The sequence below is a fragment of the Nocardioides sp. genome, assembly GCA_037045645.1.
Taxonomy (GTDB): domain Bacteria; phylum Actinomycetota; class Actinomycetes; order Propionibacteriales; family Nocardioidaceae; genus Nocardioides.
Genome location: JBAOIH010000003.1, coordinates 159,169 through 176,540 on the forward strand (window position 1 = coordinate 159,169; position 17,372 = coordinate 176,540).

Below are 17,372 nucleotides of genomic sequence, written 5' to 3' on the forward strand. Positions count from 1 at the left end.
GAATCCTCGTTAAGATCGGTTTATTAACTAACTTGGTAGACTTTGAACGATTAGAAGACCCCTGTCAATCCGACCCGCCAGTGGCAGGCCTCACATGCTCGCGTGGCCGTTGCTGCGAGATCTCGACTGGAAGCTGGCTCCAAGACGGCGTACGATCGTTTTGTTACTGATGAGTAGCCAAATGTCCGAGACAGAAACGGTGGGGTCATGAGCCACTACAAGAGCAACCTGCGCGACATCGAGTTCAACCTCTTCGAGGTGCTCAAGCGCGACGAGATCCTGGGCCAGGGTCCGTTCGCCGAGATCGACGCTGAGAGCGCCCGCGAGATCCTCGCTGAGGTCGAGCGCCTCGCCCGTGAAGACCTCGCCGAGTCGTACGTCGACTCCGACCGCAACCCCCCGGTCTTCGACCCGGAGACCCACACCGCTCCCCTGCCCGAGTCGTTCAAGAAGAGCTACCAGGCATGGATGGACTCGGAGTTCTGGCGCCTGCAGACCCTGGAAGGCCTCGGCGGCACCCCCGCGCCCTCCAGTGTGGTGTGGGCACTGGGCGAACTCGTCCTGGGCGCCAACGCGCCGATCTGGATGTACGGCGCGGGCCCGAGTTTCGCGGGCATCATCTACCGCAACGGCAACGAGCGCGACAAGCAGATCGCCCGCCACATCGTTGACCGGCAGTGGACCACCACGATGGTGCTGACCGAGCCCGACGCGGGCTCCGATGTCGGCGCCGGTCGCGCCAAGGCCACGCCCAACGAAGACGGCACCTGGAACATCGAGGGCGTCAAGCGCTTCATCACCTCGGGCACCTCCGACCTGGGCGAGAACATCATCCACATGACCCTCGCGCGCCCGGTCGGCGTCGAGGGCGCGGGAGGCCCGGGCACCAAGGGCCTGTCGCTGTTCATCGTCCCGGAGTGGAACTTCGACCCCGAGACCGGCGACCTCACCGGCGAGCACAACGGTGTCTATGTCACCAACGTCGAGCACAAGATGGGCATCAAGGTGTCCAACACCTGTGAGGTGACCTACGGCGACGGCGCCCCGGCGGTCGGCTGGCTCCTCGGCGAGGTCCACGACGGCATCGCGCAGATGTTCCAGGTCATCGAGAACGCCCGCATGATGGTCGGCACCAAGGCCATCGCCACGCTCTCGACCGGCTACCTGAACGCTTTGGAGTACGCCAAGGAGCGCGTCCAGGGCGCCGACCTGACCCAGGCGGCCGACAAGACGGCGCCGCGGGTCACGATCACGCACCACCCCGACGTACGCCGGTCGCTGATGACGCAGAAGGCGTTCGCCGAGGCCATGCGTGCCCTGGTGCTCTACACCGCCTCCTGGCAGGACGCGGTGCAGATCGCCGAGCACGCCGAGGAGAAGAACGAACTGGCCGCAGCGGTCAACGACCTGCTGCTGCCGATCGTGAAGGGCTACGGTTCCGAGCGCTCATGGGTGCTGCTCGGCACCGAGTCCCTCCAGACGCTGGGCGGGTCGGGATTCTTGCAGGAATACCCAATCGAGCAGTACGTCCGCGACGCCAAGATCGACACCCTCTATGAGGGCACCACCGCGATCCAGGGCCAGGACTTCTTCTTCCGCAAGATCGTCAAGGACCAGGGCCGCGCGTTGGGCCACCTCGCGGGTGAGATCCAGAAGTTCATCGACTCCGATGCGGGCAACGGCCGTCTGAAGAACGAGCGGGCCCTGCTCGCCACCGCGCTCGAGGACGCCAACGCGATCGTCGGTCACATGATCAACGACCTGATGTCCGCAGACGCCTCGAACGGCGGCGAGCTGCGCAACATCTACAAGGTCGGCCTCAACACCACCCGCCTGCTGATGGTGCTCGGCGACGTCGTGTGCGCCTGGCTGCTGCTGCGCCAGGCCGAGGTCGCTTTGGACAAGCTCGGTGGCGACGTGTCCGCCAAGGACAAGACGTTCTATGAGGGCAAGGTCATGGCGGCGCAGTTCTTCGCGCAGCACTTCCTGCCCAAGCTGACCGCCGAGCGGCGGATCGCCGAGTCCATCGACCTCAGCCTGATGGACCTCGACGAGGCGTCCTTCTGAGGCTGCGACCCTCGTACGACAGGGGCCGTTCCGGGTGACCGGGGCGGCCCCTTCGTCGTCTGCTCACGATGCGGAGGTGGCGGCCAGTCGGGTGATGCACAGCGACGGCTCCACCAGTGGCTCCAGTGCCGACACGGCCACCGGCGCGCCGAGCTCGTCGAGGTAGCCGCGGGTCAGGCCGAGATGGATCGCGCACACGATGTCGGGATGCCGGTGCGCCAAGGCGGCGAACGGGCAGTGGCGGATGTTGATCTGGGGAGCGCGCGGCGACCCATCGGGCTGAGGGGCGAATCCCATGTCGTCGAGCAGCGCCGCCAACCCCGCCACGGCTGCGGCACTGGTCCCGGGTCGTGCGGCGCGCGTGGCCAGACGGCGCCCCCATGCATCACCGGCACGCTCGGCCTCGCCCGCGGGGTCGGCCAGACCCTCGGCGACCATTGGCACGAGCACTGACGCCAACGCCTGATAGTTCCTCATGGTCGCGCCCGCCGAAGTGGCGGCATAGAGGGTGCGCGGCCGGCCACGCAGTACGCGCCGCTCCGTCTCGCGCACCGCCAGACCTACCCGTGTGAGCGCTTCGAGGTGGAACCTCGCCGTGTTCTCGTGGAGGTCGAGTTCGGTAGCCACGTCCTTGACCGACTGTGGGGTGGTGGCGGCACGCAGCGTACGCAGGACTCGGCGTCCCGCATCGCTGAGTCTCGACTCGTCCGGGTCCCCTTGCATCCACAAATCGTACGCCCAGCCGAACCCCGACCGGCTATCTCGTCGGCTGCCGCCCGGAGTGGGCCAAGGCGTCGGCGTCGGGGTGGTGCAGGTCGAAGGCAGGAGACTCCGAACGGATCCGCGGCAGGGCGTGGAAGTTGTGTCGTGGCGGTGGCGAACCGGTCGCCCACTCCAGCGAGCGGCCCCAACCCCAAGGATCGTCCACGCCGACCAGCGGCGCCGTCGAGGAGCGCAGGACGTTGAGGAAGAACGGGATGTTCGACAACGCCAGGAGGAAGGCGCCCACGGTCGAGACCTGATTGAGCATCATGAACCCGTCGCCTGACAGGTAGTCGGCATAGCGACGCGGCATCCCCTCGACGCCGAGCCAGTGCTGCACCAAGAAGGTGAGGTGGAAGCCGAAGAAGAGCAGCCAGAAGTGGATTTTGCCGAGCAACTCGTCGAGCATCCGCCCGGTGATCTTGGGCCACCAGAAGTAGAAGCCGGCGAACATCGCGAACACCACGGTGCCGAAGACGACGTAGTGGAAGTGCGCCACCACGAAGTAGGAGTCGGAGACATGGAAGTCCAGCGGGGGCGACGCCAAAATGACGCCGGTCAGGCCGCCGAAGAGGAAGGTCACCAAGAACCCCAGCGACCACAACATCGGGGTATCGAAGGACAGCGACCCACCCCACATGGTGCCGATCCAGTTGAAGAACTTCACCCCGGTCGGGACCGCGATCAGGTAGGACATGCCGGAGAAGAATTTCAGGTCGATCGACCCGGTGACGAACATGTGGTGGGCCCATACCGAGATCGACAGCATCGCGATCGCGACGGTCGCACCGACCAACCCGACGTACCCGAAGACCGGTTTGCGCGCGAAGACCGGGATCACCTCCGAGACGATGCCGAAGAACGGGATGGCGATGATGTAGACCTCGGGGTGCCCGAAGAACCAGAACAGGTGCTGCCACAGGATCGGCCCCCCGTGCGAGGGATCGAAGACGTGCGCCCCGAGGCTGCGGTCTGCTTCCAACGCCAAGAGCGCGGCCCCGAGGATCGGAAAGACGATGATCGACATCAGACTCGTCACGAAGATGTTCCAGGTGAAGATGGGCATCCGGAACATCGTCATCCCGGGCGCACGCATGCAGATCACGGTCGTCATCAGGTTGACTGCGCCGAGGATGGTGCCGAGACCGGCCATCCACAGACCCATCGCCCAGAGATCACCGCCGACGCCCGGCGAACGTACGGCATCCGACAGCGGGGTGTAGCCGAACCAGCCGAACGCAGCCGCACCGCTGGGCGTGAGGAATCCCGAGGCGACGATCAGACCCCCGAAGAGATAGAGCCAGTACGACAGCATGTTCAGCCGCGGGAACGCCACATCGGGGGCGCCGATCTGCAGCGGCATGATCAGGTTGGCGAAGCCGAGGAACAGTGGCGTCGCGAAGAGCAGCAACATGATCGTGCCGTGCATCGTGAAGAGTTGGTTGTAGACCTCGTCGCTGACCAACTGGTTCTCGGGGAACGCAGAGCTCGCTGCGCATGATCAGCGCCATGATCCCGGCGGCGAGGAACCACAGGAACGACGTCGTCAAGTAGAGCTTGCCGATCACCTTGTGGTCGGTGGTCGTGATCACCCGCACGATCTGAGTGCCGACATGGGCCCGCTCTGGACGCTGCCGAACCGGATTGTCGGTGGCGGTCATGGACGCTTCACCTTTTTTCACAGAATAGATTGTGAAAAAGAATACACCGAGTTGGATTCGGGCACCTTCACGCACCTGCTCGAACAGGTACGGCCGAACCCGTGCCGCTTCGCGCGTACGCTCGAACCGGCACGTTGCTCAGGGCAACCGCACGACTCAGTCGCGGCGCTTGTCGTACGGCTTCTTCCCGAACTTCTTCTTGTCGCCGAATTTCTTGTCGCCGAACCTGCGGTTTCCACCCGCACGCGCCGACGGCGGGCCGGAGTCGCGCTTGAGCTCGATCAGCTGACCGCTGATGCGGGTCGTCTTGAGTGCGTCCCACGTCTGCTGCGACAGCTCGGCGGGCAACTCCACGATCGTGTGGTCGGGACGGATCGTGATCGCGCCGAAGTCACTGCGCTTGAGACCACCCTCGTTGGCCAGCGCGCCGACGATCTGGCGCGGTTCGACACGCTGACGCTTGCCGACCTCGATGCGATAGGGCGCGTACGGGCCGCTGTGTCCCGGACGCGGGCCACGCTGCTCGCGCTCTCGGCGACCACGCTCGGGACGCTCGCGCGGCGGCACGATCTCCTCGTCCAGCAGCAGCGGAGTGTCGCCTTGGAGTACGACCGCCAGCGCGGCGGCCACGTCGGCCTCGGGCACGTTGTATTCGCGTACGTAGTGGCCGATCACGTCGCGGAAGAAGTCGACCTTGTCGCCGCTCAGCGCGGCGGTGATCTGGTCGTCGAACTTCGCCAACCGGGTGCTGTTGACGTCGTCGACGCTGGGCAGCGACATCTCGGTCAACGGCTGGCGGGTGGCCTTCTCGATGTGCTTGAGCAGGTAACGCTCGCGCGGGGTGATGAAGGAGATCGCGTCACCGGAGCGACCGGCGCGGCCGGTGCGGCCGATGCGGTGGACGTATGACTCGGTGTCGGTCGGGATGTCGTAGTTGACGACGTGACTGATCCGCTCGACGTCGAGCCCGCGCGCGGCGACGTCGGTGGCCACGAGGATGTCGAGCTTGGCGTCCTTGAGTTGGTTGACTGTGCGTTCGCGCTGGGCCTGCGGCACGTCGCCGTTGATCGCCTGCGCGGAGAAACCGCGAGCGCGGAGCTTTTCGGCGAGGGTCTCGGTCTCGTTCTTGGTGCGGACGAAGACGATCATCCCCTCGAAAGACTCGACCTCGAGGATGCGAGTCAGCGCGTCGATCTTCTGCGGATAGGAGACCATCAAATAGCGCTGGGTGATGTTGGCGGCCGTCGTGGTCTTGCCCTTGACGGTGATCTCGACCGGGTCGTTGAGGTAGCCCTTGGCCAAGCGGCGGATCGCCGGCGGCATGGTGGCCGAGAAGAGCGCGACCTGCTTGGTGTCGGGGGTGTCGGCGAGGATCTTCTCGACGTCGTCAGCAAAGCCCATGTTGAGCATCTCGTCGGCCTCGTCGAGCACCAGGAAGCGCAGCTCGGTCAGGTCGAGCGTGCCACGATCGAGGTGGTCCATGATGCGACCCGGCGTACCCACGATGACGTGCACGCCGCGGCGCAGCGCGGAAAGTTGGACTCCGTAACCCTGGCCGCCATAGACAGGCAGGACGCGTACGCCCGGCAGGTGCGCGGCGTACTTCTCGAACGCCTCGCACACCTGGAGCGCGAGCTCGCGCGTGGGAGCGAGGACGAGGGCCTGCGGGGTCTTCTGACGCAGGTCGAGTTGCTCCAAGATCGGCAGCGCGAACGCGGCCGTCTTGCCCGTGCCGGTCTGCGCGAGACCGACCATGTCGCGTCCCGCCAGCAGCGGGGGGATGGTCTCGGCCTGGATCGCGGACGGCTCTTCGTACCCGATGTCGGACAGGGACTTCAAGACGGCGTCGCCGAGGCCGAGATCCTCGAAGGTGGTGGTGGTGTCGGCCTCGTCTGTGCTCATCCGACAACGGTAGGCCCTCGCGCGCGCGCGTGGGGATTTCTCGTCGCGGTGCGCTGGCTCACCAATGCCTTGGCGTGCGGGTTTGTGCGCGCGCTAGCGCTTGACCTTCTTGGTCTTCGCACTGGTCGTCTTGACCGATTGCGCGCCCAATTTGGCAGTCACGCGCACGCTGATGCGCTTGCCTGCCTGCTTTGCGGTGAGCTTGAACTTGGCCTTCTTAGCCTTCTTGATGGCTTTGCCGTTGGCCAACCATTGGTAGGAATAGGTCACCCCGGTTTGGGTGCTCCACTCTCCCGACGTTGCCTTGAGAGTCTTGCCGACCTTGGCGGTGCCCTTGATCTTTGGCCGCGCCGTGTTGGCGAGAGGGGTTTCGCTAGTCGTGGGAGAGACCGTGGGACTCACGGTGGGACTCACGGTGGGAGACACCGTGGGGCTCACCGTGGGAGAGACCGTTGGGCTCGTGGGCGGGGTGCCCTGCGTGATGGTGCCCAAGATAATCCTGAAGTGTCCCGCCTCCTTCGCTGGTCCTGTCGCCCTGACGGTCAACTCAAGTTGTTTGCCGACCTGGTAGTCCTGCGGCACAAAGGTGCTCTCCCAACCGACCTCTGATGAGGAGTATTCGCCGGATCGCACTACCCACGTGTAGGAGATGGTGGCGCCAGCAGGTGCCCACACACCTGGGCTCGCGGTGATTGCCGAATGGGACATCGGTGACATCGATGAGGCAGACGGCGCGGTCGTGAAGTAGTAGGTCTTGGGCGAGACCCTGATAGGGCCGATGGTCGCGGGAGAAGCGGCCGTAGCCACGACGGGCGTAGCGTTTTTGAGGTCCCAGGTGCTGGACCGGTCGTGCCAGCACTCGGGAATCGCCTTGTAGTTGTTCACGAGATTTTCGGCGTTGATACACACCCGATAGGTGTTGCCCTCGTCGTCGTAGGGCGCATCCTGCAGTCCGCCCACGTCGAACTGGCCATCGCTAGTGGTGTAGGTCCATTTCTCCAAACCCCAGCCATAACTGCCCCCATCGTACAAGCCATACATATAGACGTCGACGCGTTGCCCCTCAACGGGGACTCCCGTCTCGTCGTCGATGACTTGGCCCATGATGTGTGCCCCGCCCACGGCAGCGGCATCTCGACTGTCCACCAGGCTCTGTGCGGGCGCGCTTAGAGTGGCCCAAGTCGTGACTGCGGATACGGCAGTTACTGCGATAACTGTGCCAAGCCGTCTGCTCATGGTCGTTTCCTCTGCTCCCGGCGACCGTGGTTGAGAAAAGCATGCAGCCAGGCAGCCAGCCCAGACTCATCTTTTATCTAACTTTGACTTTCCCAGGCACTGTCGGCGGCACCCACTAGGTTGCTGTTCGTGAGTGATGAGCAGGAGTTGGGGACGTACGTCGACATCTGGTGGGGCGCTGTGGATGACTTCACCGCGCTGCTGGAGTCACTGGCGCCGCAGGAGTGGCAGTTGCCCTCGCGGTTGGCGGGCTGGAGCGTGCACGACATCGCGGCGCACACCGCGCACCTGGAGCACCTGCTCAACGGCGGCAGCCACGACGACGTCGAGGTCGGTTCGCCGGACCACGTGAACGGGATGATGGGCACGTTCACCGAGCAGGGTGTCGTGGCACGCCGCGACCGGACGCCCGACGAGTTGATCAACGAGATCCGCGAGGCGACCACGGCGCGCCACACGGCTCTGTTGTCCGATCCGCCCAGCGACGGCAACGACCCCGCGCCCGGGCTCTTCGGCGCGATCGGCTGGACGCAACGCACGTTGCTGCGTAACCGCCCTCTCGACATTTGGCTGCATGAGCAAGACGTACGCGCGGCGGTGCATCAACCAGGCAACCTGGACTCGCCAGCGGCGGTGCATACGGCCGACTATCTGGCCGAGTCGTTCTCCTATGTGTTGGCCAAGAAGGTCGCCGCACCGCCTGGCACCTCGGTGGTGCTCGACGTCGCAGGACATTCGCCGGTGACTGCGCGAGTGACTGACGAGGGCAAGGGCGTACGCGAGGCCGGCGCGGCCGCCGATGCCGCCGCGACGCTGACGATGTCCCGCGACACGTTCGTGACGTTGGCCGGCGGGCGGGGATCAGTCGCAGCCGACGCCGTGCGCGTGTCTGGCGACGCCGCTCTGGCGGCTTCGGTGCTCGCCAGCATGGCCGTCACACCATGACCTGGAGTCTTGCCGACATCGGCGACCAGAACGGCCGCACGGTCGTCGTCACCGGCCCGTCGCTGGGTGGACTCGGCTATTTCACCGCGTTGGAGTTGGCCCGGCGAGGCGCGCTCGTCGTGCTGTGCGGTCGTACGCCAGCCAAGCTCGACGAGGCCGAGCTAGCGATCCTCGCCGAGGTGCCGGATGCCTCGTTGCGATCGGTGATCGTGGACCTCGCGTCTCTGGAATCCGTACGCACTGCCGCCACCGAAATGGCCGACCTCGACTCGATCGACGTGCTGATCAACAACGCCGGCATCATGGCGTCGCCATTTCGGCGTACGGTCGACGGTTTCGAGTCACAGATGGCGACCAACCACTTCGGGCCGTTCCTCTTCACCGGACTGCTGTTCGACTCGATCCTGGCCGCATCGGGGCGTGTGGTCACGGTGTCGTCGCAGATGCACCGGATCGCCTGGTCGGCACCGTTGGGCGACCCGCGGGTGAAGCCGTCGCCGTACTTGCGTTGGCGGGAGTACGGCCGCAGCAAGCTGGCGAACCTGCTCTTCACTCTTGAGTTGCAGCGCCGCTGCGACTCCCTTGGCCTGCCCGTGTCCGCGCTCGCGGCGCACCCCGGAGTCGCCGGGACGCATCTGATGGTCAACGGGCAGGCGACGCTGCCGGGGATCTCGATCATGGATGCCGCGACCAAGGCAATCTCGCAATCGCCGGCCGCCGGTGCGTTGCCGACGCTGATGGCAGCCACGGCCGACCTGCCTGGCGGCACCTATTGCGGACCCTCGGGCCCGGGGCAGATGAGCGGACCGCCCAAGGTCGTCGGCACCTCGTCGCTGGCCGCTGACGAATCTGTCGCCAAAGCGTTGTGGTCGTTGTCGGAGGAAACGGTCGGGTTGGAGTGGCCGGCTCGCTGAGGCAACTTTTTTGGGGGTTGAGCGCACCACAGTCCGCTCAACCCCCAAAATGTACGGGCACGGGCCACGACCGACCCCGCGCCGGGACTAAGCCCCCGAATTGGCCGCTCAGCACCCGGATCTCCGGGGGTTGAGCGCACCACAGTCCGCTCAACCCGCGAAATGCGCGGGCACTCACGAACCCCCGTCGCGCACCCGGATCAGCCCCGCGAGCGTCGCCACGTACGCCGCCCCGTCAGGCGACAGATAGATCGCCGCGTAGTGGTTGTTGAACATCGAGCCGGTGCCCGTACGCACGCCCCACGCGACCCGACCCGTACGCAGATCGAGGGCCGTCAGATACCACGCCGAGACTCCGGTCCAGGTGCGGCGCTTGGCGTAGACGTACGCCAGCCCGTTGGCCAGCGAGGCCTTCGGCACCGAAGTGGGAGCGGCCACGTCCGCGGTCCAGGCGACCCGGCAGGTCGTCAGGTCGACGCGCGCGACTCCCGGCGAGGTGGACCGGCCGAGCAGCACTCGTCCAGGCCCGGTGTAGCCGTAGTTGTTCTCCACGATCACCGACGTGCCGACGCCGATCAGGCTGTTCTCCGTCGCGGACGCGCCCGCCTCGAACACCGGCACGCTGCACTTCTGCGCACCCGTAATCGCGTCGTAGGCGACCACGTTCATCCGCGGCTCGGCATTGTCGGTGATCGCGATCCAGCCGTTGGTCAGGATGGTCGGCGTGGTGCCGCTGCCCTGGCCGAGTTGTCCCGGTTTCGTGGCAGACCCTCGGTCGTACGCCTTGCGCCACCTGACCTCCGGGGTGCCGTCGGCGCCTGCCTCGAGTCGATAGAGCGCGTGCGTGGTGACGACGTACGCCGCGCCGTCGTTGCCGACAGCGAACGAGTTGTCGATCGGAGCCTGCAGATCCAGCGATCGGGTCTTCCCGGTGGCGGGGTCGAGCGTGCCGACCAGCCCGTCCTGAGTCAGCCACCAGATCAGGCCGTCCCAGCCGGGCATCAAAGCGATCGGGCAGTCGCTCTTGGGCACCACGTCACGCAACGACCACGACCGCGCGATGGTCAGATCCGGATTGCCCTCCCCATCGGCGGTGTCGATCGCGAGGATGCGCCGGTCGGTGGTCGCGGTAACCGCTCGATCCTGGTTGTCGAGGTAGAAGTACGCGCCGGCGCAGAGGTTCTCCCAGGGCTTCTTGCCGTCATCGGACTCCGGTCGTTTCGGGAGCTTGAGCGTGGCGTCGAAGCGCATCGAATCCGGATCGATCACGTGCATCGTCGGGCCGCGCAGATCGCCGCACAGACCGATGATCCGATCGCGAGAATCGAAGGCGAGCGTGGCGCACTCCTCCAGTCCATACCAAGCCGTGTCCACCTGCGGGTCGCGTCCGAGCGGGCCGCCCCACTCGTACGCGTCGCTCGCCGCCGCATCGTTGTGCATGGAGTTGCGCCCGTTGGGCGCCAGGTGGGGGTTCTGAGTCGGGTCCGGTCCTTCGATCGGCTGCGCCGTCGCGGGTCGCCCGACATAGTCCGGCCCGACCAGCACTCCCGCACCCGGCGGGATCGGGAGCCAGCCGTCGGGGATCAGCACGACCAGGCCCAACAGCACGGCGCCGACCCCGGCCGCGATTCCCAGCGTTCGCAACGGGCGATGCGGGCGCAAGAACCGGCGTACGCCCGGATGGATCGCCGCGATCAGCGCGAGCACCAGGACGAGCGGCCCGAAGAGCCACGTCAGCAGCACGACCCCGAAGACCACTGCGACCCGCTGCACGTGCGGGAGGTTATCGGACGGGGCGCCACCCACTACGGGGAAGATCACTGCCATGGGGTGGCAGCGAACTTCCAGCTAAGTGGACTCGCCGGTGCCCGACTCAGTACGCGTTGTCCGCCACCCACATCCTGGTGAGGCCACGGAAGTGGGCGGCAAAGCGCTCGTGTTCATGCGCGGGATAGGTCGCTCGTACGGTCTCCAGCAGCAGCCGATCGAAGGCCGGACCCGCGACCCACTCGTGTACGGCCTCGTCGAGGTGCTTGAGGTTGGTGGCGCACCAGTCCTCATAAGCCTCGGTCTCGAAGTAGTCGTCCGCGAGAGCCAGATAGGCGTCGAGTTTCTCCTCGTACGGCCGATCGCTGTCCGCGATCTCGAAATAGTCGCGCGTGCGCAGATCCACGGCCCCGCGACGACCCGTCGCCAGGCAGTACGCCGACCACTTCACCAGCGCCTTGATCGCCCACGGGAAGTAGTAATGAAGCGAAGTGACGGCCACGTCGGGACACGCGTTGGCGTAGTCGATCGGATACACCTCGTCACCGGCCACCAGCATCTCCGCCGAGTTGAACTCCCAACGGAAGAAGGCATTCACGATCCGGCTGATCGCGCGCGTCTCATGCCCGGCGCGCTCGCTGAGGAAGTCGTGACTGACCGCATACCGGTTGTGCATCGGCTCGTCGGGGCGGAAGTCCATCACCATCGTCTCGGCGCCGATGCTCAACGCCCGCGCGAAGTGCTCGTAGTCGACGGTGGCCTGCAGGTGCATCAGCATCTCGCCGGATTCGTCGTACGCCCGGTGCAGATCGGCCCGGTTGTTGATCCGCGACACCCCACGCCAGCCGCCACCGTCGAAGGGCTTCATGTAGAGCGGGTAGCCGAGGTCGTCGGCGATCGCGTCGAGGTCGAACTCGCGGTTGTACTTCTCGCTTGTGTAGGCCCAACGCACGTTGTCGATCGGGTTCTTGAACGGCACCAGCACCGTGCGCGGGACCTTCAGGCCCAGACGCACCATCGCACAGTACGCGCTGTGCTTCTCCATGCTCTGGAAGGTGAACGGGCTGTTGAGCAGGTAGGTGTCGTTGACCAGCGACGCCTTCTTGAGCCACTCGCGGGGGTGGTAGTACCAGTACGCCAGCCGGTCGATCACCAACTCCGGACGCGCGTCGTCGGTCAACTCGAAGGGCTCGATGGTGAGGCGTTCTGACGTGAAGGTGTGCGTCTCTTCCCCTTGCCGGATCGGACCCACCATCCGCAGGATCGACTCGAAGGCGTCCGGCCAGTCGGTCTCGGCGCCCAGCAGCAGCCCGATCAGGTGAGTGCGCTCGCTCATGAGGTCGTGTCTAGCAGAAGCGCGGCAAGTGGTGGGCGATCTGCTTTTGCCACCAGGGCCAGTCGTGCGCCGAGTCGTGGCCCCAGATATCGAGCTCGTGGCGGATCCCCTTGCCTTCGAGGATTGCTCCCATCTGACGCGCCTGCGGCAATGACTCGGTGGGGTGCGTCTCCCAGGGCCCCTCGCCGGCAATGAGCAAGATGTTGGCCCTCGAACGCAACCAGTCGAGGTGCTCGCCGTGCAGATTCGGCACGTAGTCGACCGGGTTGTTGAAGTACGTCGCGTCGCCGCGCTCACCCCAGGCGTGCCAGCGGCTCGGATCGTACGAACCGCTCTGGCAGATCGCCACCGGGAAGAGGTCGGCGCGGGTGAGGCCGAAGTTGAGTGCGTGATAGGCGCCCATCGAACAGCCGGTCGCGATCGCACCGTCGCCGAGACTGCCGCCCGAGTCGGCCGCGACGGCGGGCATCACATGCTCGGTGATCCAGTTGGCGTACGCCCCGTGTCGCCGCGCGCGCTCCTCCAGCGGCTGACTGCGATCCGACCAGGTGACGTGGTCGAAGGAGTCCACGCAATAGACCTTGACTCGGCCGCCCTGAATCAGATTGGAGATCGCGTCGATCATCCCGTTGTTCTCATAGTCCCAGGCGCGACCCTGCTCGCTCGGGAAGACGACGACTGGCCGACCCCAGTGCCCGTACCTGATCACGGTGCCCGCCCTGTCGAGGCCGGGTGCGTCGAGCTCGAACTGGTGTCGCTCCATGGGCAGTCACCCTAAACCCGCCGACCGGGCGGAAACGCACGCGTGAAACCCGCCGACCGGGCACAAATGCACGAAAGACTTGCCAAGTGATCTCGTTGAACGAGTTGAGAGTCAGGCTGGCGGCCGCGGGTGATCCCGAGCGAGCGGCGGGCCAGCAGGCGTACATGAAGTCATCGATGCCCTATCACGGCATCCGCAGCCCCGAACTCAGAAGGCTGCTGCGCCCGGTGCTGGCAGAGTTTGCCCCGGCGGGTCGAACTGAGTGGGAAGCGACCGTCCGGGAGTGGTGGGACGGAGCCACGCACCGCGAGGAGCGATATGCCGCAATCGCGTTGGCTCGGCACCGCGCGGCGCGCGGTTGGCAAGATCCGAAGAGCCTGCCCCTCTACCGACACCTGATCACGACCGGCGCATGGTGGGACTTCGTCGACGAGATCGCCGCGCACCTGGTGGGAGGCGTACTGGCTGGACATCGGACCGAGGTCACCCGTGAGATGCGGCGATGGGCGGGCGACGACGACCTCTGGATCCGACGCACGGCGGTTCTCTCGCAGTTGAGACACAAGTCCGACACCGACACCGAACTGCTGGCGTACGCCCTCGAAACCAACGAAGCCAACACCTCGTTCTGGCTGCGCAAGGCGATCGGGTGGGCGTTGCGGGAGTACGCCCGCACTGACCGTGCATGGGTGCGGGCGTACGTCGCTGGGCACCCCGGGCTCTCGGGGCTCAGCAGGCGGGAGGCGTTGAAACACTTGGGCTGACGCGTGCGTTCCCGCCCGGTCGGCGGGTTTCACGCGTGCGTTCCCGCCCGGTCGGCGGGTTTCACGCGTGCATTCCCGCCCGGTCGGCGGGTTTCACGCGTGCGTTAGTGCCCGGTCGACCAGACGGCGGTGAGCAGGTCCGTCAGGTGCGGGTGCAGGGTGTCGCGCCAACACGTCCAGGTGTGGCCGTCGCGGACCTCGCCCCAGGTCAGGTGTACGCCCGTCAGCGACAGGTGCGCGGCCATCAGCCGGTTGTTGGCGTAGTTCTCCTCCGCCGACCCGCACACAAGCGCCATCCGCGGGGCGTCGGGGCGCGCGCTCTGCGCGTCGAACACCGTGCGTACGAACGACGTGATCTCGGTCCACCACTCGAACCCCGACTCCTGCGGGTCGAGATCGGGGGTGAAGAACGATCCGCTCTGCAAGCACAACCCACCGAAGGCGGTCGGGGCGGTCCACGCCGCATGCAACGCCGCCAACGCGCCCAGCGACTGCCCCATGATCACCGGCGGATGCTCGGTCGGGCAGACCGCCAGCAGGTGCGGGATCACGTCCTCGGTGAGGGCTTTGGTGTACGCCGGGTTGGCCGCATAGCGCTCGTTGCGCGCGCCCGGGTGCAGCAGCGCGACCCGCATCCGCGGCAGGATCCCCGCCTCGATCCCACTCGCGACGTAGTCGAGCAGCCCGCCGTACGCCGCCATCTCCGGGCCGTCGTGAGACAACAACAGCGGCAGGGGTTCGTCGACCAAGGAGCCGGCCGGCGCCCATACGGTCAGGTCGATCGCCCCGACTGGAGTGTCCTCGAGACGCGCGTCGTCCGACTCACCCTCGATCCGAGGCCAGCCGAGCCACGAGGGTTCCGAATACCCGGCCAACGGCAACCACGAGTGCTCGCCGAAAGCGCCGTCCACCCGCAACGGTTGGGTCGCGTCGAGCCGCATGTCGCCGTCGACCGCCACGAGATATTCCAGGCGATCGACCGGCAGGTCCGAAAGAGTCAGCTCCCAGCCCTCGGGGACAGCGGCGAATGTCGTGTCGTCGAGCTCGAGGTCCGACCACAACGTCACGGTCGAAGCCGCGTGCCCCGGATCCGGATGCCGGATGACCACGCCGCCCTCGACCGCATGGCTGGCCCACTCGCTCACGAGTCGAGACCTGCGATGATCCGACCCGGCAGTGGCGACTCCACGATGTCGTCGAAGGTCAGCACCGCGCCGTCCGGACCGGTCAGCGGCAGCCGCCAGTTGGGGTATTCGTCGTTCGTGCCCGGCTGGTTGATGATCCGCCGATCCCCGACCAGGTCGGCGAGTGCGACGCCGAGCAGCTTCGACGGCGTACGGCCCAGCCAGGCGTGCAGCGCGACCACCTGCTCCTCCACCCCGGCATCGGCCGAGAGCAGGCCGCGCGAGGCCAAGGCGGCTCTGATCTTGTCGAGGCTCTCGTTCTCGGCGGCGCGCTCCTCGTCGACCGAACGCGTGAGCAGTCCGAGCCGCTCGCGCAACTCCACGTGCGCCATCTCGATGTACCCGGCGGTCGGCGGCAGGTCGTGCGTGGTTACCGACGACAGGCACAACTCGCGATAGGACTCAGGCGGCAACGGCTGCCCGTCAGCCCACTCGAAGAACAGGATCGACGTGCCCAGGATGCCGCGGCTGGTGAGCACGTCGCGCACACTCGGCTCCACGACGCCGAGGTCTTCGCCGATGATCACCGCACCAGCGCGGGAGGCCTCCAGCACGAGGATGCCGAGCATCGCCTCGTGGTCATAGCGGACGTACGCCCCCTCGCCAGCGCCGAGTCCGTCGGGGATCCACCACAGCCGGAACAGCCCGATGACGTGGTCGATGCGAAGGCCGCCCGCATGCGCGAGCAGGTTGCGCACCATGTCGCGATAGGGCGCGTACCCCACTTGTGCCAGACCGCGCGGATGCCACGGCGGCTGCGACCAGTTCTGGCCGAGTTGGTTGAACTGGTCGGGTGGGGCACCCACGCTGATCCCCTGCGCGATCGCATGCCGCAACGACCAGGCGTCGGCGCCGGTCGGGTGTACGCCGACGGCGAGGTCGTGGATCACCCCGAGAGCCATGCCCGAGGCGCGAGCCGTGCCCTGGACCGCTTCGAACTGACGGTCGAGCAGAAACTGGAGCCACTCGTGAAACTCCACTCGAGCGGCGTGCTCGACCCGGAACGCCTCGATGGCCTGGCCGTCGGCCTGTGCCAATCCAGACGGCCACGCATCTTCGTCACCGAATTCCTCCGCCGCCACGCACCAGACGGCGAACTTGGTCAGCCCCTCGCCTTGCCGCGACGCCCAGTCGCGGAAGTCATCTCCCGGCAGCATCTGCTCGAAGAGCAGTCGTGCCGCGTCGAGTTTGGCCTGCAGCGCCAGGTCGCGGTCGAGGGAGTCGTCGTGGTTGGTTTCGCGAGCCGCGGCGCCGAGGTCGTGGACCTGGGTGCGTACGTCCGCCGGGGCCGCGGCGTACTCCGCAGTGTCCTCGATGCCCAGATAGAGCGGGCTGGCGAAACGGCGGGTCGTCGGCAGATAGGGAGACGCCTCGACCGGGGGCTTCGGCTGCGCCGCGTGCATCGGATTGACGAGGACGAATCCCGCACCCAACCCCGCCGCCCATTGCGTCAGCGCAGCCAGATCACCGAGATCGCCGATGCCCCACGACTGCTCGGACCGCACCTGATAGGCCTGCGTCATCACACCCCAGACCTGCTGGTCGAGTGCGGGCGGCAGTGTCAACCGTTCGGGCGTGACGATCAACGTCGATCGCACCTCACGGCCGTCGTCGAGCACGGCGACCAATGCGTGGTAGCCCGCAGGAAGGTCACCGGGAAGTTCGAACGTCGCCTCGCCGATCCGCTCACCGTCGACCTCGCGCGGGTCGACCCAGTGGTCGACCTGGTTGACCTCGCGACGCGTGCCGTCCTCCAGCGTGACGTGCACGCGGGCACCCGACCCGTCCGGCACGTGCACCGGCACCCACGGCGTCCAGCCGATCCGCGACATCACCGTCGGGGGGAGCACGTCGCGCCACGAGGCGAGCTCGGTGTCGTCCAGTGCCGCGTCGAGATCTGTCGTGTCGACCCCCAGCGCGCCCAGCACCGACTGCAGCGTCTGCTCGGACGTCTCGGTGTGTATGCCTTGCCAGTCGTAGAACTCCGTGGCGACACCGTGGCGGTGCGCGAGGTCTTTGAGCCGCTGATCCACGGGCGGTGAGTCTGCCACGGCGTTCACAACTAAGGCAG

Annotated in this window: 12 protein-coding genes and 1 pseudogene; 4 read left to right on the forward strand and 9 right to left on the reverse strand. The window is 66.5% G+C overall.

Annotation, left to right across the window (positions count from 1 at the left end):
- Window positions 1-207 precede the first annotated feature (207 nt).
- Window positions 208-2,067, forward strand: coding sequence for an acyl-CoA dehydrogenase (locus tag V9G04_12585; GenBank protein MEI2714093.1), 1,860 nt, complete (start codon window positions 208-210; stop codon window positions 2,065-2,067).
- A 63-nt stretch (window positions 2,068-2,130) separates the two neighbouring features.
- On the opposite strand, the gene V9G04_12590 is transcribed toward V9G04_12585, so the two are convergent.
- The 4 genes and pseudogenes from V9G04_12590 to V9G04_12605 all read right to left on the reverse strand — a co-directional run bounded on the left by V9G04_12590 (window position 2,131) and on the right by V9G04_12605 (window position 7,496).
- Complete coding sequence (locus V9G04_12590) at window positions 2,131-2,790, reverse strand: helix-turn-helix domain-containing protein (protein MEI2714094.1); 660 nt, start codon at window positions 2,788-2,790, stop codon at window positions 2,131-2,133.
- A gap of 34 nt (window positions 2,791-2,824) precedes the next feature.
- A pseudogene (gene ctaD / locus V9G04_12595) lies at window positions 2,825-4,490 on the reverse strand (cytochrome c oxidase subunit I).
- 156 nt (window positions 4,491-4,646) lie between these two features.
- The gene (locus V9G04_12600; GenBank protein MEI2714095.1) at window positions 4,647-6,392 is read right to left on the reverse strand and encodes a DEAD/DEAH box helicase; all 1,746 of its coding nucleotides are present in this window, start codon (window positions 6,390-6,392) and stop codon (window positions 4,647-4,649) included.
- Window positions 6,393-6,485: 93 nt separating this feature from the next.
- Window positions 6,486-7,496 (reverse strand): hypothetical protein, encoded by a 1,011-nt coding sequence (locus tag V9G04_12605; GenBank protein MEI2714096.1) that lies wholly within the window; start codon window positions 7,494-7,496, stop codon window positions 6,486-6,488.
- Between the two features lie 261 nt (window positions 7,497-7,757).
- Between V9G04_12605 and V9G04_12610 the strand changes: the two genes are divergently transcribed.
- Both V9G04_12610 and V9G04_12615 read left to right on the forward strand, forming a co-directional pair.
- A complete protein-coding gene (locus V9G04_12610) occupies window positions 7,758-8,573 on the forward strand; it encodes a maleylpyruvate isomerase family mycothiol-dependent enzyme (GenBank protein MEI2714097.1) in 816 nt (271 codons plus the stop codon).
- Window positions 8,570-9,487, forward strand: coding sequence for an oxidoreductase (locus tag V9G04_12615; protein MEI2714098.1), 918 nt, complete (start codon window positions 8,570-8,572; stop codon window positions 9,485-9,487). The genes V9G04_12610 and V9G04_12615 overlap by 4 nt, the downstream gene beginning before the upstream one ends.
- Window positions 9,488-9,661: 174 nt before the next feature.
- Here V9G04_12615 and V9G04_12620 read toward each other — a convergent pair whose 3' ends face one another.
- Genes V9G04_12620 through V9G04_12630 form a run of 3 tightly spaced genes read right to left on the reverse strand, consistent with a single transcriptional unit; the run spans window position 9,662 to window position 13,353 of the window.
- The gene (locus V9G04_12620; protein MEI2714099.1) at window positions 9,662-11,314 is read right to left on the reverse strand and encodes a hypothetical protein; all 1,653 of its coding nucleotides are present in this window, start codon (window positions 11,312-11,314) and stop codon (window positions 9,662-9,664) included.
- Between the two features lie 46 nt (window positions 11,315-11,360).
- Window positions 11,361-12,590: a hypothetical protein gene (locus tag V9G04_12625; protein ID MEI2714100.1), complete on the reverse strand. Its 1,230-nt coding sequence runs from the start codon at window positions 12,588-12,590 to the stop codon at window positions 11,361-11,363.
- A gap of 10 nt (window positions 12,591-12,600) precedes the next feature.
- Window positions 12,601-13,353, reverse strand: a complete 753-nt coding sequence (locus V9G04_12630) for an alpha/beta hydrolase-fold protein (protein ID MEI2714101.1) — start codon at window positions 13,351-13,353, stop codon at window positions 12,601-12,603.
- 86 nt (window positions 13,354-13,439) lie between these two features.
- Between V9G04_12630 and V9G04_12635 the strand changes: the two genes are divergently transcribed.
- Window positions 13,440-14,117 (forward strand): DNA alkylation repair protein, encoded by a 678-nt coding sequence (locus V9G04_12635; GenBank protein MEI2714102.1) that lies wholly within the window; start codon window positions 13,440-13,442, stop codon window positions 14,115-14,117.
- 104 nt (window positions 14,118-14,221) lie between these two features.
- Here the strand turns inward: V9G04_12635 and V9G04_12640 are convergent, their stop codons facing one another.
- Window positions 14,222-15,262, reverse strand: coding sequence for an alpha/beta hydrolase-fold protein (locus V9G04_12640; GenBank protein MEI2714103.1), 1,041 nt, complete (start codon window positions 15,260-15,262; stop codon window positions 14,222-14,224).
- Complete coding sequence (gene malQ, locus V9G04_12645; protein MEI2714104.1) at window positions 15,259-17,334, reverse strand: 4-alpha-glucanotransferase; 2,076 nt, start codon at window positions 17,332-17,334, stop codon at window positions 15,259-15,261. Before malQ ends, V9G04_12640 begins: the two co-directional genes overlap by 4 nt.
- Window positions 17,335-17,372: the final 38 nt, after the last annotated feature.